Source organism: Kitasatospora herbaricolor (assembly GCF_030813695.1).
Taxonomy (GTDB): domain Bacteria; phylum Actinomycetota; class Actinomycetes; order Streptomycetales; family Streptomycetaceae; genus Kitasatospora; species Kitasatospora herbaricolor.
Genome location: NZ_JAUSVA010000002.1, coordinates 4,868,090 through 4,888,771, shown reverse-complemented (window position 1 = coordinate 4,888,771; position 20,682 = coordinate 4,868,090). Strand labels below are relative to the sequence as shown.

The window sequence follows — 20,682 nt, the reverse complement described above, 5'->3', positions numbered from 1 at the left end:
GGCCCCGCCCGCCACGGCCGGTTCCGGCCCGAGCGGTCCGTGCGCCGCAGGGCCCGGCGCGGACGGCACGTCCACGGGTGTGCCCGTGCCCGCGCCCCCGCCCGTGCGCACCCATGGGTCTGCCCCTCGGCCCGGCCCCCGCACGCACCGGCACGCCTGCCCCCGCCGTCCGCCGCGCCCGCTGGCGTGCTGACGCCAGGCGAGCTCGCGCCAGCCGAATCCCTTGGTCCGGGACCTGGCGCCGGGTCAGGATGTCTGCAGAGAAAGCACCGCGGAAACGGAGCGGCGATTCACCGCCCGCTCACCGCGCACCGGAATTCACGATCGCCTGCCACCGGGCACAGCCATGTGTCCGGCCGGTCCGGCGGCACCACCATCACCGAGCGCCGATTGCAGATCATCCCGGAAAGGCCGACATGTCCGTCTCCATTCTCGAAAAGCAGCGGAACGCCGTACTCGACACCTTCGGGCAGAAGATCGAGGAGCTGAAGGCCAGCGAGCTCTACCGGGAGTTCCTCCCGGTCGGGCACCTGGCCGCCGACCGCGGCCACACCGGGTACCGCGGCCGGAAGGTCCAGGTCTGGTGCAGCAACGACTACCTGGGCATGAGCCAGCACCCCGAGGTCATCCAGGCCCAGATCGACTCCACGGGCAGGCACGGCACCGGCACCGGCGGGTCGCGGAACATCGCCGGCACCAGCACCGCGCACGTCGAGCTGGAGGACCGGCTGGCGGCCTGGCACGGAAAGGAGCGGGCGCTGGTCTTCTCCAGCGGATATGTCGCGAATTTCGAGACGCTGAGCACCCTGATCTCGGCGATCGAGGGTCTGGTGGTCTTCTCCGATTCGCTGAACCACCGTTCGCTGATCGAGGGAATCGTCCGGTCCGGTGCGAAGAAGCACGTTTTCGCGCACAACGACATGGCGGACCTCGAATCCAAGCTCGCCCTCTACGAGGCCGACCGCCCGAAGCTGATCGTCTTCGAGTCGGTGTACTCGATGGACGGTGACACCTCCCCGGTGTCCGCCGTCTTCGACCTGGCGGAGAAGTACGACGCGCTGACCTTCCTCGACGAGACCCACTCGATCGGGGTCCGCGGGCCGCTGGGCGCGGGCCTGAGCGCGGAGATCGACGACCACCGGGCGACCTTCGTCCAGGGGGTGTTCGGCAAGGCCATCGGCACGGTCGGCGGCTACGTGGCGGGCCCCGACGCGGCGCTGGACTACGTCCGCTCGTTCGCACCGGGCTTCATCTTCACCACCGCGCTGCCGCAGGCCGCCATGGACGCCACCCTGCGGAGCCTGCAGCTCGTCCAGGAGGGTGACGCGCTGCGTGCCGGGCTGGCCGCCAGGACCGAGCTGATGAAGGCCGAACTGCGTTCCAGGGGTATCGACTTCATCGACGCGGACAGCCACCTGGTGCCGGTGATGGTGCCCGGCGGCGAGCGGGTCCGGCGGGTGTCGCGCCAGCTGCTGGAGGAGCACGACATCTACGTCCAGCCGATCAACTTCCCGTCGGTGGCGCGCGGTGGCGAGCGGTTCCGGGTCACCGTCGCACCCTTCCGCACCCCCGAGCAGATCGCGAACTTCGCCGACGCCATGCAGAAGTGCCTGCAGGAGAACTGAGACCGAGCACCCGGGCCGACGCGGCCTCGGGGCAGACAACCGGAGGAACCATGAACATCACCGAGATCACCCCCTTCATCGGTCTGGAGCTGACCGGCGTCGGCTACGACGACCTGGTGCGGCCGGAGGTCTGGGAGAAGCTGGTCGAGGGCGTCCGCGAGCGCGAGCTGTTGGTCGTGCGCGGCATCGAGCTGACCCCGCTGCAGCAGATCGACCTGGCCTCCCGGCTGGGCCGGCCGGTGCCCTTCGTGATCAGCAAGTACCGCCACCCGGAGTTCGAGGAGATCATGATCTCCTCGAACGAGAAGAAGGGCGACAAGCCGATCGGCGTCGCCCGGGTCGGCAACTTCTGGCACCAGGACTCGTCCTTCGTGGCCGAGCCGGCGCCGTTCACCATGCTGCACGGCGTCAACGTGCCGTCCACCAGCGGCCACACCAAGTTCGCCAGCGCCGTCGACGTGTACGACCGCCTGCCGCAGGAGTGGAAGGCCCGGCTCGCCGACCGGATCGGCGTGCACACCGTCGGCAAGCGGCTGCGCATCCGTCCGGAGCACGTCGGCCTGTCGGTCGCGGAGTTCAAGGCGCTGATCGACGTCGAGCACCCGAAGGTCGAGCACCCGCTGATCTGCAAGGACGAGTACACCGGCCGGGAGTACGTCTACGGCTCCCGCGAGTACATGGACTCGGTGGCGGGCTTCGACCCCAACGAGAACGAGGCCTTCTTCACCCTGCTCGACGGGCTGATCCAGGACGAGGAGCGGGTCTACACCCACCGCTGGACCCAGAACGACCTGGTGATCTGGAAGACCCGGACCACCTACCACATCGCCACCGAGGTGGAGCCGGGCGTCGGCCGCACCGTGCACCGGGTCAGCATCGAGGCCGTCGACGCCGAGGTGCAGCTGGTCGAAGAAGAGGTTCAGTGAGCGGCGTCGCCGACTTCGCCGTGAGCTTTCCCCGGGGGCGGGCCGACGTGCGGGAGATGCACGCCGCCTCCGGGGTCCCGGTGGCCGACATCCTGGCGATCACCCACACCGAGGGCTTCCCGGCGCTGGCCGACGGGGAGCAGGCCTGGGAGCTGGCACTGGCCGCGGCCCGGGAGCTGCTGGGCCGCCACCCGGTGGACGTGGACGAGATCCGGTACGTCGTCGTGGCCGGCTCCGGCCAGTGGGACCGCCCGTTCTGGTCGCCCGCCGCCAAGGTGGCGCACGAGCTGGGGATCCGGCGGGCGCACTGCTTCGAGGTGGCGAACTTCTGCAACGCCGGCATGGCCGCGCTGAAGATCGTCGCGGACCGGATCGCACTGGACGGCGGCGGCTACGGGCTGGTGCTGGTCGGCGACCGGCTGAGCCGGATGGTCGACCACACCGACCCGGCGTCCAAGGCGCTGTTCAACTTCGGCGACGCGGCGGGGGCGATGCTGGTCGAGCCGGGGCGCGGCGCCTTCACGGTGCTGCACAGCGAGATGCGCACCGACCCCAGCTGGTCCGACTACTACGTCGGCGAGCAGCGGGGCGACCGGGTGGCCATCCGCCGCGCGGCGCACCGCGGCGGCCTGGCCGCGGCGTACGTGGAGAACTTCACCGCGCTGATCGACCGGACGCTGGACGCGGTGGGGGCGAAACTCCCGGACGTCGCCCACCTGTTGATCAACCAGGGCGACCGGGACATGCACGAACGGCTGCTGCGCGAGCTGGACCTCCCGGCGGAGAAGAGCGTCTTCAACTACCACCGGTTCGGGCACATGGGCGGGACGGACACCCTGATCGCCCTCCAGGACCTGCGGGAGCAGCGGAAGCTGCGGCCCGGCGACCTGATCATTCTGGCCACCAGCGCGATGGGCTTCAGCTGGGGCATCACGGCTTTGGAGTATCACGAATGAAGATCCTGGTGATGAATCAGGTCCCCTACCGCAAGATCCAGTACCACCTGGGGATCGACCACGAGCAGCACGACGTGACCTACGTCTGCGGCCCGATCGGCGACGCGCAGCTGCCCGCCGGCCTGCGCTGCGAGCGGCTGCTGATCGACCCGGCGCTGGACCTCACCGAGCAGGTGATCGCCCGGACCTCGCGGGCGGACGGCTTCGAGCGGGTGCTGGCCCTGTCGGAGTCGGGGATCCTCGGCGCCCATCGGATCCGCGAGCACCTGGGCGTTCCCGGGCCGTCGCTGGCGCAGCTGGAGAAGGTCCGCGACAAGGTCGCGATGAAGCAGGCCCTGGTGGACGCCGGTGTGCGCCACCCGCGGTTCGTCGCCGCGCCCCCCGCCTGCGGGCCGCTTCCGTGGACCGGGAAGACGGTGGTCAAGCCCCGCCGGGGGGCCTCCAGCGAGGGGGTCAGCATCCACCCGACGGCGCGGGAGGCACTCGCCTTCTACCGCACGCTGCCGGACCCCGGCGAGTACCAGCTGGAGGAGTACGTCGAGGGCGAGCTGTTCCACGCCGACGGTCTGGTGAGCGACGGCGCGGTGCTGGACCTGGTGGTGAGCCGCTACATCGGCAAGCCGGTCGACTTCGCGCACGGCGCGCCGGTCGGGTCCAGCCAGCTGCCGGCCGACGAGCGCCGGCACGCCTTCGTGGCGCGGGCGGTGGCGGCGCTCGGGATCGAGGAGGGCTGCCTGCACCTGGAGTTCTTCGAGACCGCCGAGGGTGAGCTGGTCTTCCTGGAGGTGGCCAACCGGCTCGGCGGCGGCGGCATCGTCGACTCGCACCTGCGGCACACCGGCGTCCACCTGCCCTCGCACGAGATCGCCGTCCGGCTGGGCTTCGAACGGCCCGAGCCGGCCGAGCCCAGCGGGCGCCACCACGGGTTCCTGATCTTCCCCGGGCACCAGCTGGCGCCGGGCGCCCGCACGGTGGTGTCGATCCCGGAGCACCTGCGCGAGCACCCGTGCGTGGACCGGCTGCACCTGCTGGAGCAGTCCGAGGGGGCGGCGCCGGTGCCGGGCGCCATCTCCTACCAGGAGTGGGAGGTCCCGGTGTTCATCGAGGCCTCGCACCCGGACCCGGCCGTGGTGGCCGGCTTCCTGACGGAGTGCGCCCGCGCCGTCACGGTCACCGAGCTGCCCGTCGACGCACCGGCCGGAGCCGGCGAGCCGCGCGTGCTCGAAGGGGCCGCGGCATGAGCGCCACCCGCTGGTACCCGACCGACCTGCTGCTCACGGTCGAGCACGCCGAACGGGTGCTCGCCGAGGGCCCGGACTCCGAGCTCGCCCGGCTGCTGGCCGGCGCCGGACTGTCCTCCCTCGGCGGCCTGTTCGCCTCGGCCGAGTTCGCCGAGGGCCTGGACGAGCTGTTCGACGGCCTCGGTCAGTACCCGTGGCAGCCCCTGGTGGACACCGACGACGTGGTGGAGTTCTCGCCGCTCGGCACGGTGGTGCTGGACGACCGCCGCCCGGGCAACACCCTGCGCGGCCTGCTGCTCGGCTGGGCGACCGGCAACGAGGTGGTCGTCCGCGGTGACCGGCAGGAGTTCTGGGCGGCGCTGACCGGGCTGCTGCGGGAGTCGGGGTTCCCGCTGCCGCCGAGCCGGACGGTCGCGCCGGGCACCGACGTCCCCGGCGCGCACCCGGTGCTGGTGCCCGACCTGCTGCCCAGCGAGGACTGGGCGGACGAGGCGCTGTACGTCGCCGGGACCGAGGGTGTGCCGGTGCTGCGGATCCGGGTGGACGCCGCCGGGCGCGCGGGCACCGGCGGCCCGTTCGCCGCCGAGGTCCTACGGCTGGACTGCCGCTCCGGCTGGGCCGGCGCCCTCCAGCACCGCACCTACCTGCGCGGCACCCGGCTCTCCGACGCCCGCGGCGCGGACACCGCGCAGGAGGACGGCCGGATCGCCGCCCGCCTGCGCTACCTGGTCGAGCGGGCCCGCCGCACCCCGTACTACCGCGACCTGCCCCGGATCGAGAAGCGGGCCGACCTGCAACGGCTGCCGGTGCTGGAGAAGTCCGCGCTGGAGCAGCACTCGCTGCCGGCCGCCCGGGGCCTGTGCAGCGGCGACCGGCCGAGCGGCGAGGTGCTGCGCAGCGGGGCCACCACCGGCCCGCCGCGCTACATCGTGTACTCGCGCACGGACTGGGACAACATGGTGCGCGAGGCCGTCCCGCTGTTCTACGCGCTGGGGGTGCGGCCGGGCGACCGGCTGATCAACTCGCTGTTCGGTGGCGGTCTCTACGGCGGCCTGATCACCAGCAGCAGCGAGCTGTCCCGGATGCCGGTGGAGGCGTACAGCACCGCGCAGATGATCACCGCGGACGATGTGCTGATGCTGACCCGCAGCTTCTCGGCGAACGTCATCCTGGGCCAGCCGGCGCTGCTGCTGCCGGTGCTGCGCGACGCCAAGGCGCGCGAGCCCGGGCTGCGGATCGAGAAGGTGCTGTACGGGGGCACCCCGATGACGGAGTCCGACAAGCGGTGGCTGCGCGAGGAGCTGGGCACCGAGGTCGTCTCCAGCGTGCTGGCGGCCAACGACGGCGCGCAGCTGGGCTACCAGTGCGGCGACCTGGCGGGCACCCTGCACCACCTCTGCGACGACTACAACCTGATCGAGGTGGTGGACGCGCAGGGCCGCCCGGTGCCCGAGGGCGAGCCGGGCGAGCTGCTGGTCACCAGCATGCAGAAGTTCGAGGGCCCGCTGATCCGCTACCGGATCGGCGACCTGGGCCGGATCTTCCCGCATGCCTGCGGCTGCGGGGTGAGCGGCCGGGTGCTGGAGTACCTCGGGCGCTCGGACGGCCAGATCAAGGTGAAGGGCCGGACCGTCCTGTACGGCGAGATCATGGCCGAGCTGGCCCGGTTCGAGGTGTCGCAGCTACAGGTGGAGATCGACTCGCTGGGCGGCCGGGAGAGGGTGACCGTCCGCACCGAGTCGCCCGGGACGCTGGACCCGGACGAGCTGCGCGACCACCTGAAGGGCCGCTTCGAGGTGCTCGGCGACCACCACTCCTTCGACGAGTCGCTCGACGTCTTCGAGTTCGCCGTGGAGTGCCACCCCGAGGGCGGCCTGCCCCGGAACGCCGTCAGCGGCAAGATCAAGACCGTGATCGACCGCCGGCTGCGGTAGCCCGACCGCCCACCCCGCCGTACGCTCCCCGCCCGCGGGCCGGACGCAGAAATGGAAAACCCGTGACTGACCGCATGACTCGCCTGTTCAACCGGGAACTGGCCCGGCCGGGGAGCCCGCTGCTCGGCATCGACCTCGGCTCCGACCGGTTCCCCGCACTGACCGGCCTCGGCTACCGGTACCTCTCGCGGCCGATGTTCTTCGGCGAGGAGGAGATCCGCCGCTTCGAGGCCGACCTGCTCGGCGTGGTGGACCTGCTGACCTCGCTGCCCGAGCGGCTCTTCGACGGCGACGCCGAGCGGGTCTGCCGGGCGCTCGGCGTCGACCCGGCCAAGGCCGCGCTGGTCGGCGGTTTCGGCAAGGAGCGGCCGGCCCGGTTCGGGCGGGTCGACGCCTACCACGACGGCGAGTCGCTGAAGATCCTGGAGTTCAACGCCTCCAGCCAGACCGGCGGTCAGGAGTGGGTCGGCCCGGCGGCGGCCGCGCTGCTGGAGTTCGAGGGCTTCCGCTCGTTCGCGGGGCGGCACGGGCTGCACCACCTGGACACCACCGCGCTGCTCGCCGGGGCGCTGCGCGCGGCCGGCGCCGCCGTCTCCGCGCCCGAACCGGTGGTGGCGCTGATCGAGGGCCCCGGCGGGATGGCCGCCTACGGGCACGCCTGGCGTCCGCTGCAACGGCTGCTGCGCGCCGAGGGCCTGGAGTGCCACCTCGGGGAGATCGGCGACCTGCGGGTGCGCGGCGGCAGGGTGCTGCTCGGCGAGGTGACGGTCGACGTGGTCTACCGCCTCTTCGACCTCGACCAGGTGGTCGGCCATCCGCAGGGCCGGGAGCTGGCCGGGCAGTTGCGCGACGCCCACCAGGACGGCCGGGTGGCGCTCTGGAGCCCGCTGGAGACCGACCTGAACGCCAACAAGCGCTGGATGGCCTACCTCTCCGACCCCCGGCTGCGTTCCCATCTCTCCACCGAGGAGCGGCGGTTGGTCGACCGGGTGCTGCCCTGGACCAGGGCGCTGACGCCGGGGGCGACGGCCCACGGCCGCGAGTTGCTGGAGCTGTGCCGGGAGCGCCGGGAGCACCTGATCCTGAAGCTGGACGAGAGCTTCGCCAGCCAGGGCATCACCTGCGGCTGGCTGGTGGACGACCGGCAGTGGGAGCAGGCGCTGCGTCAGGCCGCCTCGGTGGGGGCGGTCGTGCAGGAGCGGGTGGTGCCCCGGCAGGAGCCGGTGTTCGACCCGGTCACCGGCCGGACCGAGCCGTGGGACTCCTGCCTCGGCCTGTACTGGATGCCCAGCGGCTTCGCCGGCGGCGGCGCCCGGCTGGTGCCCTCGGGCCGGCCGTTCACGCTGGAGGCCGAGCACAAGCGGCTGGCGGGCATCTACCTGTACCCCGACGCCGTCACCTCCGACGCCGTCACCTCCGGCACCATGACCGCCGACACCGACGACCGGACCGAGGAGAGCTGACCGTGTCACCGACCGTGGACCGCGCGGCGCCCCCGACCGGGCGCCCGGCCCTGGGGCGGGAGTACCAGCACCTGCTGTCCGCCTACTCGATCCAGACCCTCGGCGAGGGCATGCTGCTCGCCACCCTGCCGCTGCTGGCGGGCGCGATCACCAGCGACCCGAAGCTGATCTCCGGCGTCGCGCTGGCCGAGGGCCTGCCCTGGCTGCTGCTGGCGCTGCCCGGCGGCATGATCGTCGACCGGTACGACCGGCGCCGGCTGATGATCGTCACCCAGGCCGTGCAGGCCGTCCTGCTGGTCGCGGTCGCCCTGCTGGCGACCTTCGGCCTGACCCGGATCTGGATGCTCTACCTTCTCGCCTTCGGGCTGGGCGCCGGCGACGTGCTGTTCACCGGCGCCAACCGGGCGGTGATCCCCAACGTCGTCCCGAGCGCCGCGCTGGAGACCGCGAACGGTCGCAACGTGACGGCCGAGACGCTGGGCCGGCAGTTCGTCGGGCCCCCGCTGGGCGCCGCGCTGTTCGCCTTCCTGCTGCCGCTGCCGTTCTGGGCGAACGCCCTGACCTACGTCGGCTCGCTGGTGCTGATCTCGCGGATCCGCGGCGGCGGGGGACGCTTCCGGGCCGACCGGGGGGCCGCCGGCCAGGCGGCCGGACCGGGACTGCGCGGGATGCTCGCCGAGGCCACCGGAGGGCTGCGGCTGCTGGCCCGGCACCCGGTCCTGCGGGCCATCGTGGTGCTGGCCGCCGTCAGCAACTTCTGCGTCACGATGGCGCAGTCGGTGCTGGTGCTGTTCGCCACGGACGTCCTGCACGTCGGCCGCAGCGGCTACGGGGTCCTGGTGGCGACGATGGCGATCGGCGGTGTCGTCGGCGCGCTGGCCAGCCGGCGGATCGTCGAGCGCTGCGGCGCCCGGGTGGTGGCGATCACCGTGTCGACCGCCGGCGCGGTGAGCCTGCTGGCGATCGGCCTGTTCGGGCGGCGGACCGCCGTCGTGGTGGCCCTGTTCTGCGTCTGGTCGGCCGGCCTGTCGCTGTGGAACGTGATGGCGCAGTCGGTCAGCCAGCGGCTGGTGCCCGACGAGCTGCGGGGGCGGGTGAGCACCAGCACCCGGATGGTCTGCTTCGGCGCGATCCCGCTGGGGGCGCTGGCCGGCGGCTTCGTGGCCGCGGAGCACGGCCTGCGGGCGCCGTGGGTGGTGGGCGGGCTGCTCAACCTGGTGGTGGCGCTGCTGTTCGTGCCCACCATGCTGCGCTGGCCCTCCGCGGGCGGCGCCGGGGCCACGGAGGGTGCCGTTCCCGCCGGCGGTCCCGTTCCCACCGACGGCCCGGACCCCACCGGCGGTCCCGTCCCGGCCGGCCGTGCCGCGTCCGTTCCGAGTGCCCAGGAGAGTGTGTGATGACGAGGACCGTGACGAGGTCGGTCCGGCTGGCGGCCCGGCCGAAGGGGTTCCCGACGGCGGAGCACTTCCGCTTCGTCGAGGAGGAGCTGCCCGCCCTCGCGCCCGGCACCGCGCTGGTGGAGAACGTCCACCTGTCGGTGGACCCGTACATGCGGGAGCTGATGGACGCGGGATGGGAGATCGGCGAGCCGCTCCGGTACGGCCGGGCCGTCGGGCGGGTGCTGGAGTCCCGCAGCCCGGAGTTCGCCCCGGGCGACCTGGTCGCCCACAGCGAGGGGTGGAGCACCCACGCCGTGGTCGCCCCCGGACAGGCGGGGGTGCGGATCGTCCGGCCGCCGGCGGGCATCCCGCTCTCGGCGTACCTGTCGGTGCTCGGCGGTACCGGACTGACCGCCTACGTGGGCGTGCGGGAGATCCTGAAGCTTCAGGCCGGCGAGTCGATCTACATCTCGGCGGCGGCCGGCGCGGTGGGCAGCGTGGCCGGGCAGATCGCCCGGGTGCTGGGCGCCGGCCGGGTGATCGGCAGCGCGGGCTCGGCGGCCAAGGTCGCGTACCTGGCCGGGGAGCTCGGCTTCGACGCCGCCTTCGACCACCATGACGGCCCGGTGCCGGAGCTGCTCGCGGCCGCCGCGCCGGACGGGATCGACGCCGCCCTGGAGGGGGTCGGCGGGGACCACCTCGAAGCGGCCATCGGGGTGACCCGCGAGTTCGGGCGGATCGCCTGGGTCGGCGCGATCTCGCAGTACAACAACCCGGACGAGCCGCCGGCCGCGCCGCGCAACCTCTACGCCGTCTCGGACCGGAGCATCCAGCTGCGCGGCTACCAGGTCCGCCACCACCTGCACCTGCGGCCGGAGGCGGAGGAGTGGCTGGTCCCGCACCTGCTGGCCGGGCGGATCACCGGCCGCGAGACCGTGGTGGACGGCTTCGACCGGGTGGTGGACGCCTTCCTGGGCGTGCTGCGGGGGGAGAACACCGGCAAGATGCTCGTCCGGGTCGCCGGGGAGTGAGCGGGCCCGGCCGGGCCGGACAGCCGGGGCCGGACGGGCCGGCGGGCCGGCGGGCGGTTCAGGCCAGCCACCCGTTGGCGGCCGCCCGCACCCCCGCCTGGAAGCGGCTGGCCGCCTGCAGACGCTCCATCAGGGTGGCCACGATCCGGCTGATCGACCGCGGCGACACCCCGATCTGCCGGGCTATCACCTCGTCCTTCTTGCCCGCGGCCATCAGCCGCAGGACGGCCCGCTCCAGGTCGGAGGGGCCCTCCCCGCCGTGCTGCTCCACCGCCCCGAAGTCGCTGGCGCGCTCCCAGTGCTGGTCGAAGAGCTGCATCAGGACCTGCAGCACCGCCGGGTCGCGGACCACCACCGCGTCCGCGCCGGACGGCCCCGGCCCGAGCGGCAGGACGGCCACCGTGCCGTCGTACACCAGCATGTGGGCGGGGAGCAGGGTCACGCTCTTCACCAGCGCGCCGGCGGTGGAGATCGCCCGGGCGTAGCTGGCGGTGGCCCGGTGGCCCTGCCCGGCCTGCTGGAAGAGCGTGCGGACGGTCACCCCGCGGGCCAGCACCGCGAGGTCCAGCGGCATCTCCGGCAGCGGTGCGCGGTCGCCGGCGCCGACCGGCACCATGGCGTCCACCGTGGAGCGGCAGGACTGGCTGAGCTCGTGGACGACGGCCCGCAGCGCCTCCTCGCCCTCGACGGTCTCCACCCCGCCCGGGCCGGTGCGCCGGCTGCGGGCGTCCAGGTACTCCCCGGTGAGCGCGCTCAGCCCGGCCCGGGCGGCGGCCACCGCGGTGCGCTGTTCGAGCAGGGCCCGCTCCGCCTCGGCGAGCAGCAGGTCGGACGCGGTCTCGGGGCTGACCGCGGCCCACCCGTCGGCGGACGCCGGGCGCAGCAGTCTGAGTTCGGCCAGCCGGCCGTCCGCCAGGTGCACCTGCGACAGCGGGATGTCCAGTTCGTCGGACACCTGCCGGGAGGTGGCGGCGGGGTGGGCGACGCGAGTCCGGTACACGGCGATGGACGTCGCATCCAGGTTCGTGAGGTTCAGCACTGCTCGTCTCCGGAGGCCGGGGTGGCGGGCGGGTCTCGCCCGGCCGGCTGCTTGCGGTCGCCCTGGAGTCCCGGGGACCTGCCGACCCTCGCAGCATCGGCGGCGGCGTTCCCCGTCCGGTCCCGATCCGGTCCCGGACGGCGGCGGGGCCTGGTCCGGACCTGTTCTGTATGATCGCGCGCTGTGGCCCGGACCTGGGCCGATGGGCCCGGACCAGGGCCGACGCAGACGCGCGAGGTGATCCACGCATGCGGGTCGACGCCCCACCGGGCCGGGTCGGCTTCAAGATCCTCGGCTCGCTCGAGTGCTGGGCGGGGGACGAGCGGCTGAAGCTCGGCGGGCTGCTGCAGGAGCGCGTCCTGGTCACCCTGCTGCTGGAGCACGGCCGGGTCGTCCCGGTCGCCAGGCTGGTGGAGGCCGCCTGGGACCACCTGCCCCCCGCCACCGCCTCGCACCAGGTCCGCAAGATCGTCGCCGACCTGCGGCGGCGGATCCCCGGCGGCGCCGGCCTGATCCTCACCGACGGCCCCGGCTACCGGATCGCGGTCGAGGAGGACCAGCTCGACCTGGTGCTGTTCGGCATCCGGCTGCAGCGCGCCCGGGAGGCCGCCGCCGCCGGCCTGCGCGAGAACGCCGTCGGCCAGCTCCGCGCGGCGCTCGAACTCTGGCGGGGCGCCGTGCTGGCCGGCGACGGCAGCCCGGTGATCCAGGCGGCCGCCACCGCCCTGGAGGAACGCCGGCTGACCGCCACCGAGCAGCTCTTCGAGCTGCGGCTCGGGCTGGGCGAGGCCGCCGAGCTGGTGGTGGACCTCACCCAGGTCGCGCAGGCCCACCCGCTGCGCGAGACCCTGCGCGGGCAGCTGATGCTCGCGCTGTACCGGGCCGGCCGGCAGGCCGAGGCGCTGGAGGAGTACGGCCGGGTCCGCGATCTGCTGGCGGAGGAGCTGGGGATCGACCCGGGGGCCGAACTGACCGCCCTGCACCAGGCCATCCTGCGCAACAGCCCCGAACTCGCCGCCCCGCAGCGGCCGGCCGCCGAGGCCCCGGGGCCGCCGGAGGTCCGCCGGCTCGGCCCGGCGCCCAACTCGGTGCCCTACGACCTGCCGGACTTCACCGGCCGGGCGGCCGAGCTGGGCCGGCTCGTGGGCGCGGCCGCCGCACCGGCCGGCCGGGGCACCCGGATCATCGCCGTCGACGGCATGGGCGGCAGCGGGAAGACCGCGCTGGCCGTGCACGCCGCGCACCGGCTGGCCGAGGACTATCCGGACGGCCGGCTCTACATCGACCTGCACGGGTTCACCCCGCAGCAGCGTCCGCTGGCACCGGCCGAGGTGCTGGACATCCTGCTGCGCACGCTGGGCCTGGCCGGCGACCAGATCCCGGACGACCTGCTCAGCCGGATCGCGCTCTGGCGGGTCGTCACGGCCGGGCGCCGGCTGCTGATCCTGCTCGACAACGCCGTCGGCGCGGACCAGGTGCGCCCGTTGCTGCCGGCCTCACCCGGCTGCCTGGTGCTGATCACCAGCCGGGTCAGGCTGGTCAACCTGGACGGCGCGCAGGGGGTTTCGGTCGGGCTGCTGCCGATGGCCGACGCCATGGAGCTGGTGGAGCGTACGCTCGGCGGCGGCCGGGCGGCGGCCGAGCCCGCCGCCACCGAGGAGCTGGTGCGGCTGTGCGGCCGGCTGCCGCTGGCCCTGCGGATCTCCACCGCGCGCCTGCGCAACCGGCCGCGCTGGACGGTGCAGTACCTGGTCGACCGGTTGCTGGACGAGAGCCGCACGCTGGCCGAACTGAGCTCCGGGGACCGGAGCGTGGCGGCGAGCCTGCGGCTGTCGTACCTGGTGATGGAGCCCGAGCTGCAGGTGGCGTTCCGGCTGCTGGGGCTGCACCCGGCGGGGGACCTGGACCTGCACTCGGCGGCGGCGCTGCTGGGCCTGCCGGTGGTCGAGGCCGAGGACCTGCTGGAGCAGCTGCTCGACGCCCACCTGCTCGAACAGTACGAACTGGGGCGGTACGCCTTCCACGACCTGGTCCGCAGCTTCGCGCAGAGCCTGCGCGGGCCCGAGTCGGCCGGCGAGGACGCGGCGGCCGTCGAGCGGCTGATGGACTACTACGTGCTGGCCGTGGAGGCCGCCTGCGACCTGCTGTTCCCGGGCCGGGTCGACCTCGGCGTCGACCTGCCGGCTCCGGGCGTCGCGCTGCCGCCGATGGCGGACACCGCCGCCGCGATGGCCTGGTTCGAGCGCGAGCACCGCAGCCTGCTCGCGGCCGTCCGCCGGGCGGCCGCCGACGGGCTGCACCGGCAGGCCGCGTACCTGCCGCGCGGCTTCGGCATGTACCTCAACATGTGGGGCTTCTCCGCCGAGCTGTACGAGACCGGGCGGATCGCGGTGGAGGCGGCCCGCAGATCGGCCGACCCGCTGCTGCTGCGGGTGAGCCTGACCAACCTGGCGGTCGCGCTCTGGCCGCTCGGGCGGTTCCAGGAAGGCATCGACTGCCTGAACCAGGCGCTCGACATCGCCGTGGAGATCGGCGACCGGCAGGGCGAGGCCGCCTGCCTCAGCCGGCTCGGCGCGTTCCACAACGGCCTCGGCCACTACGGCGAGGGCCTGGCCAGGCTCGAACAGGCGCTGCCGCTGCACCGGGAGCTGGCCAGTGCGCGCGAGGAGGCGGTGACGCTGATCAGCATCAGCTCGGTCAGCACCCTGCTCGGCCGCCACCGGGAGGCCGCCGAGGCGGCGCTGGCCGCCGACGAGCTGAGCCGGCGGCTCGGCGAACTGGACAACGGGGTGCTGGCGCTGGTCAACCTGGCCAACGCCTACCTCGGGCTCGGCGAGCACGAGGCGGCGCTGGCCGCGCTGACCTCCGCCCAGGAGCGGCACCAGCGGCTCAACCGCCCCGCCACCGCCGGTCTGGTGCTGGCCCGCTTCGCGGACGCCTACCACCGGGCCGGGCGGCTCGCCGAGGCGTACGACTTCGGGCTGCGCGCGCTGGATCTCGTCTGGACCAGCGGGTCGGCCGGCTGGAAGGCCACCGTCGAGAACATCCTGGGCCGGATCCACCGCGGCCGCTCCGAGTACCAGCAGGCCCAGGAGCGGCACGCGCACGCGCTGCGGCTGGCGGAGGAGATCGGTTCGGGCATCGAGGCGGCCCACGCCCTGGAGGGGCTGGCGGCGACCGCCGCCTCGCTCGGCGAGACGGCGCAGGCCCGGACCTACCGGGCCCGGGCCGACCGGCTCTTCGACGGGATGGGCATCCCCGAGCACGTCCGCCGGCCGGGCTGAGCGCCGGCGGGCCGGGCCGGGCGCTGCCCGGAGGGGCCGCGCCCGGGAGGGCCGTCCGGGCGGTCCGTCCCCCGGCCGGTCAGAACGGGCCGATGGTGTTGGAGACCGGGCGGTCGTCCGCCACGACCACGACCGGTCCGCCCGGACGGTCGGTGGCCCGGCCGTCCTCGTGCACCAGTGCCCCCAGGCCGACCACCAGTGCCGCCGCGATGATTCCGACCGGACCGACGAGCTTGCCGCGCATGTTCCCACCCCGTTGTTTGTGGTGTCTTGTTCCGACACCGCAGATACTCGCCACGTCCGTTCCCGGACCGTTCCCCTGGCGATACCGCTCGGCCGAGTATCCAGGGAACCGGCCGCGGGCGTGGCGGGTCCGGGAGAGTTCACACGGCTGAAACGATCCGGGCCGGGTCGCCGCCCTCCGGGGCGGCGTCGGCGTCCGGGGCGTTACCGACCTCGGGGGTGGCGGCGCCGTCGCCGCAGGCGAACCGGTACGAGGCCAGTACCAGGGCCCGGACGGTCTCGGCCTCGGCCTCGTCGCGCGGCCCGTAGACGAGCACCGAGCCGGGCGGCTGCGCGGGCTCGGCCCAGCCGTCGGCGACCGCCCGGCCGGCCACCGGGCCGGGCAGCATCAGGTGCACGCTGCCGTCGTAGGGCGGGTGCAGGTGGCCGAACTCGGTGCCGGCCAGGAAGGCCTCCACCGGGCCGTGCGCCACGGTGGGCGCCAGATGCCCGGCCCGGGTGCCCGGTACGCAGACGAAGGAGGGCCCGAGCTGCACCCCGGGCAGCCCGGCGAACGTCAGCCGGAGTCGCTCCTGGAGCGGGACGGGCGCGGACTGGGTGAGCTGCTCGACGGGAAGGTCCGCCGACACCAGCGGAGGATGGCCGGAGCGCTTGGGCGAGGTCATGGGAGCCTCCTGTTCAGTCGGCGCGGCGCAGGGGCCCGCCAAGTACCGGCTGCCCACACTGGTGTCGGCCGTTCCCGTGCCGATCCCGCCCCGATACTCGTCCTGATGCACCGTCATGCTACAGATCCGGCACCCCCGGCGCGGGTGCTCCCCCCGGCCGGCCCGGCCCGTACGGTCGCCGCGCGGCAGGTTCGGCCGCCTCGACGGGACCGGCCCGCCCCGACCTAACTCCCCTGACCACCAGGGAGGTTGCGGTACCCGGGGTGGATTCCGGGGGCGAGGCCCTGCTGGGCGGCGACCAGCCCGAGCAGTTCGGTGAGCTCGGCCCGCTGGCCGTCGTCGAGCGCGCTCAGGATGTCGTCCTCGTGGGCGGCGGCGATCCCCCTCAGCTCCCCCAGCACCCGCCCGCCCTCCGCGGAGAGGTACAGCTCGTGGTTGCGGCGGTCCTCGGTGCTGCGCCGGCGCTCCACCAGGCCCTTGCCGTCGAGGCGGTCGATCAGGGCGACGACCCGGCTGGGCACCACCCCGAGGTCGGCGGCGAGGGCGCGCTGGCTGCGCCCGGGGCGGGTGGCGATGGTCCGCAGCAGTCCGATGTCGGGCGGGGTCAGGCCGAGTTCGGCGACCCGGACGGCGAAGCGGTCGGCGGCGTGGGTGCCGAGCTGGGTGAGCAGGAAGGCCGCACCCCGGGGTGTGGGGGCCGGTCCGCCGGACTCTTCGGCTGCTTGCCGCTCGCTGCTCACCCGACTATCGTACGCGACAAGGAATGATTCTCTGCGGTGAACGATTCTTCAAGGAGAACGGATTCTGCCATGCAGCCGAAGCACCCGAACGGCCCCCACGCACCAGGCACCCACGCACCAGGCACCCCCGCACCGGTCGCCCCCGCACCGGACCCCGAGCCGGCAGCCCGCCTGGTGCGGTTCCGGCAGCCGGCGCCCGTCCCGGTCGACGAGCCGGACGACGCCCGGGAGGCCGCCCGGTCCGGCCTCGACCCGGCGGTCCACCGCGAGCTGCGGCTGGGCTTCGAGGAACAGGTCCGCCGGGCCGCCGCCGGGCTGCTGGCCGACGACGGCTTCGCCGCGCTGGTCGCCCGGCTGCCGTTCCGCCCCGGTGAGCACGTCGTGGCGCTCGGCGAGAGCACCACCGCGGACCGGCTGTCCTGGTTCGAGATCCTGCGCCGGCTGCTTCCCCCCGGCGTCCGGCTCAGCAACCTGGCGGTCCCGGGCTGTACCACCACCCAGGCGCTGGCCCAGCTGCCGGCCCTCACCGGCCGGCGCCCCGACTGGGTGCTGTGCATGCTCGGCGCGAACGACGTCCAGCGGCTGGGCCCGGACGCCGTCCGCCTGGTCAGCGCGGACGAGACCCGGCGCAACCTGCTGCTGCTGCGCGAACTGGCGGGCCGCCGGACGTCCGCCCGGTGGATCTGGCTCACCCCGACCGGGGTGCACGCCGAGCGGGTGGCCGCCTACCCGCACTTCCGGCGGGCCGGCATCGGCTGGGCGAACGAGGACATCGAGGCCGTCGCCGCCTTCCTGCGGGGGCGGCCGGAGCCGACCGTGGACACCGGCTCCGCCGTTGCCGCCACGCCCGTGACGCCCGACGGCGACGGCGACGGCGACGACCCGCACCAGCCCGACGGGCTCCACCTCACCCTGGCGGGCCAGCGGTCGGTCGCCGCCGCGCTGGTCCGCCGGCTCGCGGGGCCGGCATGAGACTCGCGCTCTTCGGCGCCACCGGGGGCACCGGCGCCCAGCTCCTCGCGCAGGCCCTCGCGGCCGGCCACCAGGTCACCGCCGTCGTCCGCGATCCCGCCCGGGTCGCCCGCCCGGCGGCCACCGGGCCGGGCTGCGCCGGAGCCCCGGGCGGGCTCACCCTCGTCCGGGGCGACGTGCTCGGCCCGGGCACCTGGGCGCACGCGCTCGCCGGGCAGGACGCCGTGCTGTCCTGCCTGGGCAGCACCGACCGCCGGCGCCCCACCACGGTGTACTCGCAGGGCACCCGGAACATCCTCGCGGCGATGCGCGAGACCGGGGTGGGCCGCCTGCTCTGCCTCTCCTCCGCCGGGCTGGAGATCGCCCCGGGCACGCCGCTGCCCCAGCGGCTGGTCACCCGCCTGGTCGTCCAGCGGCTCTACCGGCACGGGTACGCGGACATGGCCAGGATGGAGGCCCTGCTCAGGGTGAGCGACACCGCCTGGACGGTGGTCCGGCCGCCGATGCTCACCGACGGGCGCCCGGCCGCCGGTACCGGACGGCCGTCAACGCCCCGCTCACGGACGCCAGGTCGCTCTCCCGCGCCGACCTGGCGGACTACCTGCTCACCCGGGTCGGCGACCGGAGCACCTGGCGGGCGGTGGTCGAGATCTCCGGCTGAGCACCGGCCGGGCCGGTCGGGGTGCTGTGCCGCGCCGGCCGGCTCAGCGCGCGTGCTGGTGCCAGAGCCCGAGCATCACCGAGGACTCGTAGGGGGCCGGCTCCTCGGCGCAGGTGTCGAAGTGGCTGATCCGGCAGGTGTCCGGCCGGCCGGAGGCACCGAGGTTGACGGCGATGCCGTCGGCGGTGATCCGCCACCGCTTGCCGACGGGGACGGCGCCGGTCGGCCACTCGCCGGGCTCCATCAGGATCCACCGGCCCCGGACGGTCAGGTGCCAGGCCGCCCGGGCGCCGCAACGGCGGCAGCTGGCCGCTGCCCCGGCGTCGGCCCCCGGGGCGGCATCGGCGCGGGCCACCGCGGCGGCCCCGGCGCCGGTGGTCGCACCGGTGCGCTGGGCGGGCAGCAGCGGCGGGGCCGGGACGCTCCGGGCGACCTCCGCGAAGGCTCCGGCCAACGCCTCACCCAGGGTGACGGGTTCACGGTCCGACGGATCGGCGGCGGGCGCGCAGCCGGTGCAGCGGGTGCCGCCGACGGCGGTGGTCCACCGGGTGAGCGGCCGACGGCAGGAATCGCAGACGGAGGGTCCAGGACGGTCGGTCCGGTGCGCTTTCGCGGCACCGGCCGGGTCACGCTCGTCATTGCGGTAGCGAGGCGGCATCGGACTTCCTGCCTACGGGGATTGCCGAGTCATTCCTGCCCACTTCCCTACCCGTGATTCACCGGTCGGGAACAAATCCGGGGCCGCGGCCGGGCACGGGGCGGAAAAGCGGCGCGAAAGGGACCCGGTCGGGGCTGGAAAAGACCTGACCGGGCCCGGAATTGGGCCGATCCGGCCCGGGAATGAGCGGTGGCCGCCCCGGCCCGGGGCGCGACCGGGCGCGGGAATCCGGCACCCCGTACGGACCCGGGTATTGTCGGCAGCCGAATGCCACCCACCGAGGACAGGGCCGGATGACGACCAGCGGTACCAGCAGGAGGCGCGAGCGGGCGACGGCTCAACTGCTGCTGCTCTGCGCCCTGCTGGCCGGCCTGTTCCTGATGCACGGCTCCCCGGCCGCGGCCGGCGACTGCCACCGCGCCCTCGGCGCGATGCCGGGGCCACCGGCCGCGGCGGCCTCCGCCGGCGCCGGACACCAGGCCGCGCACCGGCACCCGGACACGGCCGGGCGGGCCGGCGTCACGGCCGGGCGGGCCGGCGAGGTCTCGGCGCCGGCGCCGTCCGCACCCGGGCCGCATGCCCGCGACACCCTCTGCCTGGCCACCAAGGCCCGGGACGGCGCCGCGCTGCCCGCCCCCGGACCGGCGACGGGCGCCCCGGCCGCCGTCCTGCCGGCCGTGGTGGCCGCGGGGTCCGCCAGGTCGGCGGGCCCGCCCCGGGCCGGGCCCGGCGGCGGGCGGCACATCCTCCTCCAGGTCTGCGTCGCGCGGACGTGACGGGCACCGCCCGGCTCCGTCAGGAGTCCGGGTGCCGTGTCCTGCCCGTTCACCTGCCGCCTCGGCGGCGCACCCTCCCGGAGAGTCACCGAACCATGTCAGCCCACCTGCCCCCGCGTCCGTCCGCGCGCCGCCCGCTGCCCGCCCCGACGGCGTTCGCCACCCGCACGGCCCTGGCCGGCGCGGCGGCCGCGCTCGCCCTCACGCTGGCCGCCTGCGGCTCCCCCGCCGCCAAGTCCGGCGCGGGCGACGGCCACAGCGGTCACAGCCACGCCGGCGCGACCTCCACCACCGCCGGCGGCGCCCACGCCGGCCACGACATGCCCGGCATGACGGCCACGACCGGCGGACCGGCCGGCGGCGCCGGCCTGGCGTCCGAGCAGAACGGCTACCGCCTGACGTCGGGCTCCGACACCCTGCCGGCCGGCGTACCCGCCGAGTTCCGGTTCACCGTCACCGGGCCGGACGGCGCTCCGGTCACCGCGTTCGCCGTCGAGCAGACCAAGCGGCTGCACTTCTACGCCGTCCGGGCCGATCTGACGGGCTTCCAGCACCTGCACCCGGAGATGGCGGCCGACGGCGGCTGGACGGCCCCGCTGGACGCGCTGGCCCCGGGCGACTGGCGGCTGTACGCCTCCTTCACCCCGGACAGCGGGCCGGGCAAGGGCACCGCCCTGGTCCTCAGCCGCACGGTGAAGGTGCCCGGCACCGCCGGGCCCGCGCCGACCGCCGCCGCCACCGGCCCGGCGAGCGTCGACGGCTACACCGTGACGGTGGACGGCGCCCCGGCCGCCGGGGCGGCGGCCGAGCTGAGGGTCACCGTCACCAAGGACGGCGCGCCGGTCACCGACCTGCAGCCGTACCTGGAGTCCTACGCCCACCTGACCGCCTTCCACACCGGCGACCTGGCCTTCGCGCACCTGCACCCGGAGGGCCGGGCCGAGGGCGCCACCGGCGGCCCGACCCTGCCCTTCCACGCCGAACTCCCGGCGGCCGGGGACTGGCGGCTGTTCCTGCAGTTCCGGACCGCCGGCGTGCTGCACACCGCCGTCGTGACCCTGCGGGTGGCCGGCTGACGCCACCGGCCGG

At 74.7% G+C, this 20,682-nt stretch carries 17 protein-coding genes and 1 pseudogene; 13 read left to right on the top strand and 5 right to left on the bottom strand.

The features are described from left to right. Positions 1-416: 416 nt before the first annotated feature. From hemA to J2S46_RS21720, 8 genes are all read left to right on the top strand, one after another. On the top strand, positions 417-1,625 hold the full coding sequence (gene hemA, locus J2S46_RS21755; protein WP_191288396.1) for a 5-aminolevulinate synthase: 1,209 nt from the start codon (positions 417-419) through the stop codon (positions 1,623-1,625). 50 nt (positions 1,626-1,675) lie between these two features. After that, positions 1,676-2,551: a TauD/TfdA dioxygenase family protein gene (locus tag J2S46_RS21750; RefSeq protein ID WP_191288397.1), complete on the top strand. Its 876-nt coding sequence runs from the start codon at positions 1,676-1,678 to the stop codon at positions 2,549-2,551. Then, complete coding sequence (locus tag J2S46_RS21745) at positions 2,548-3,507, top strand: 3-oxoacyl-ACP synthase III family protein (protein WP_191288398.1); 960 nt, start codon at positions 2,548-2,550, stop codon at positions 3,505-3,507. The genes J2S46_RS21750 and J2S46_RS21745 overlap by 4 nt, the downstream gene beginning before the upstream one ends. Further along, on the top strand, positions 3,504-4,748 hold the full coding sequence (locus J2S46_RS21740; protein WP_191288399.1) for an ATP-grasp domain-containing protein: 1,245 nt from the start codon (positions 3,504-3,506) through the stop codon (positions 4,746-4,748). Before J2S46_RS21745 ends, J2S46_RS21740 begins: the two co-directional genes overlap by 4 nt. Beyond that, positions 4,745-6,682 (top strand): phenylacetate--CoA ligase family protein, encoded by a 1,938-nt coding sequence (locus J2S46_RS21735; RefSeq protein ID WP_191288400.1) that lies wholly within the window; start codon positions 4,745-4,747, stop codon positions 6,680-6,682. Before J2S46_RS21740 ends, J2S46_RS21735 begins: the two co-directional genes overlap by 4 nt. Positions 6,683-6,744: 62 nt before the next feature. After that, positions 6,745-8,145, top strand: coding sequence for a hypothetical protein (locus J2S46_RS21730; protein ID WP_191288401.1), 1,401 nt, complete (start codon positions 6,745-6,747; stop codon positions 8,143-8,145). A gap of 2 nt (positions 8,146-8,147) precedes the next feature. After that, the gene (locus J2S46_RS21725) at positions 8,148-9,542 is read left to right on the top strand and encodes an MFS transporter (RefSeq protein WP_191288402.1); all 1,395 of its coding nucleotides are present in this window, start codon (positions 8,148-8,150) and stop codon (positions 9,540-9,542) included. After that, a complete protein-coding gene (locus J2S46_RS21720) occupies positions 9,542-10,555 on the top strand; it encodes an NADP-dependent oxidoreductase (protein ID WP_191288403.1) in 1,014 nt (337 codons plus the stop codon). Before J2S46_RS21725 ends, J2S46_RS21720 begins: the two co-directional genes overlap by 1 nt. 58 nt (positions 10,556-10,613) lie before the next feature. Here J2S46_RS21720 and J2S46_RS21715 read toward each other — a convergent pair whose 3' ends face one another. Continuing rightward, a complete protein-coding gene (locus J2S46_RS21715) occupies positions 10,614-11,594 on the bottom strand; it encodes a helix-turn-helix transcriptional regulator (RefSeq protein ID WP_191288404.1) in 981 nt (326 codons plus the stop codon). Between the two features lie 248 nt (positions 11,595-11,842). Here J2S46_RS21715 and J2S46_RS21710 point away from each other — a divergent pair, with 248 nt between their 5' ends. Continuing rightward, positions 11,843-14,878, top strand: coding sequence for an AfsR/SARP family transcriptional regulator (locus tag J2S46_RS21710; RefSeq protein WP_191288405.1), 3,036 nt, complete (start codon positions 11,843-11,845; stop codon positions 14,876-14,878). Positions 14,879-14,957: 79 nt separating this feature from the next. Here the strand turns inward: J2S46_RS21710 and J2S46_RS21705 are convergent, their stop codons facing one another. From J2S46_RS21705 to J2S46_RS21695, 3 genes are all read right to left on the bottom strand, one after another. Beyond that, positions 14,958-15,122 carry a hypothetical protein gene (locus J2S46_RS21705; RefSeq protein ID WP_191288406.1) on the bottom strand — a complete coding sequence of 55 codons (165 nt, stop codon included), beginning with the start codon at positions 15,120-15,122 and terminating at the stop codon, positions 14,958-14,960. 139 nt (positions 15,123-15,261) lie between these two features. After that, positions 15,262-15,786: a luciferase domain-containing protein gene (locus J2S46_RS21700; RefSeq protein WP_191288407.1), complete on the bottom strand. Its 525-nt coding sequence runs from the start codon at positions 15,784-15,786 to the stop codon at positions 15,262-15,264. A gap of 224 nt (positions 15,787-16,010) precedes the next feature. Next, positions 16,011-16,526 (bottom strand): MarR family winged helix-turn-helix transcriptional regulator, encoded by a 516-nt coding sequence (locus J2S46_RS21695; protein ID WP_191288408.1) that lies wholly within the window; start codon positions 16,524-16,526, stop codon positions 16,011-16,013. A 69-nt stretch (positions 16,527-16,595) separates the two neighbouring features. Between J2S46_RS21695 and J2S46_RS21690 the strand changes: the two genes are divergently transcribed. Both J2S46_RS21690 and J2S46_RS21685 read left to right on the top strand, forming a co-directional pair. Next, on the top strand, positions 16,596-17,498 hold the full coding sequence (locus J2S46_RS21690; RefSeq protein WP_191288409.1) for an SGNH/GDSL hydrolase family protein: 903 nt from the start codon (positions 16,596-16,598) through the stop codon (positions 17,496-17,498). Further along, positions 17,495-18,013, top strand: a pseudogene (locus J2S46_RS21685) (NAD(P)-dependent oxidoreductase); the annotation flags it as partial. The gene J2S46_RS21690 and the pseudogene J2S46_RS21685, both read left to right, overlap by 4 nt. A 189-nt stretch (positions 18,014-18,202) precedes the next feature. On the opposite strand, the gene J2S46_RS21680 reads toward J2S46_RS21685, so the two are convergent. Further along, complete coding sequence (locus J2S46_RS21680) at positions 18,203-18,817, bottom strand: DUF6083 domain-containing protein (protein WP_191288410.1); 615 nt, start codon at positions 18,815-18,817, stop codon at positions 18,203-18,205. 293 nt (positions 18,818-19,110) lie between these two features. On the opposite strand from J2S46_RS21680, the gene J2S46_RS21675 reads away from it, so the two are divergent. Then, positions 19,111-19,593 (top strand): hypothetical protein, encoded by a 483-nt coding sequence (locus J2S46_RS21675; RefSeq protein WP_191288411.1) that lies wholly within the window; start codon positions 19,111-19,113, stop codon positions 19,591-19,593. Between the two features lie 95 nt (positions 19,594-19,688). Then, entirely contained in the window at positions 19,689-20,669 is a 981-nt protein-coding gene (locus J2S46_RS21670; RefSeq protein ID WP_229912184.1) for a DUF8832 domain-containing protein, read from the top strand. Positions 20,670-20,682: the final 13 nt, after the last annotated feature.

Bases quoted from the DNA above. Each gene is read 5' to 3' on its own strand.
- J2S46_RS21670 (WP_229912184.1), top strand. From the start codon at position 19,689: ATGTCAGCCCACCTGCCCCCGCGTCCGTCCGCGCGCCGCCCGCTGCCC.
- J2S46_RS21720 (WP_191288403.1), top strand. From the start codon at position 9,542: ATGACGAGGACCGTGACGAGGTCGGTCCGGCTGGCGGCCCGGCCGAAG.
- J2S46_RS21710 (WP_191288405.1), top strand. From the start codon at position 11,843: ATGCGGGTCGACGCCCCACCGGGCCGGGTCGGCTTCAAGATCCTCGGC.
- hemA (WP_191288396.1), top strand. From the start codon at position 417: ATGTCCGTCTCCATTCTCGAAAAGCAGCGGAACGCCGTACTCGACACC.
- J2S46_RS21750 (WP_191288397.1), top strand. From the start codon at position 1,676: ATGAACATCACCGAGATCACCCCCTTCATCGGTCTGGAGCTGACCGGC.
- J2S46_RS21740 (WP_191288399.1), top strand. From the start codon at position 3,504: ATGAAGATCCTGGTGATGAATCAGGTCCCCTACCGCAAGATCCAGTAC.
- J2S46_RS21690 (WP_191288409.1), top strand. From the start codon at position 16,596: ATGCAGCCGAAGCACCCGAACGGCCCCCACGCACCAGGCACCCACGCA.
- J2S46_RS21705 (WP_191288406.1), bottom strand. From the start codon at position 15,122: ATGCGCGGCAAGCTCGTCGGTCCGGTCGGAATCATCGCGGCGGCACTG.
- J2S46_RS21680 (WP_191288410.1), bottom strand. From the start codon at position 18,817: ATGCCGCCTCGCTACCGCAATGACGAGCGTGACCCGGCCGGTGCCGCG.
- J2S46_RS21700 (WP_191288407.1), bottom strand. From the start codon at position 15,786: ATGACCTCGCCCAAGCGCTCCGGCCATCCTCCGCTGGTGTCGGCGGAC.
- J2S46_RS21675 (WP_191288411.1), top strand. From the start codon at position 19,111: ATGACGACCAGCGGTACCAGCAGGAGGCGCGAGCGGGCGACGGCTCAA.
- J2S46_RS21735 (WP_191288400.1), top strand. From the start codon at position 4,745: ATGAGCGCCACCCGCTGGTACCCGACCGACCTGCTGCTCACGGTCGAG.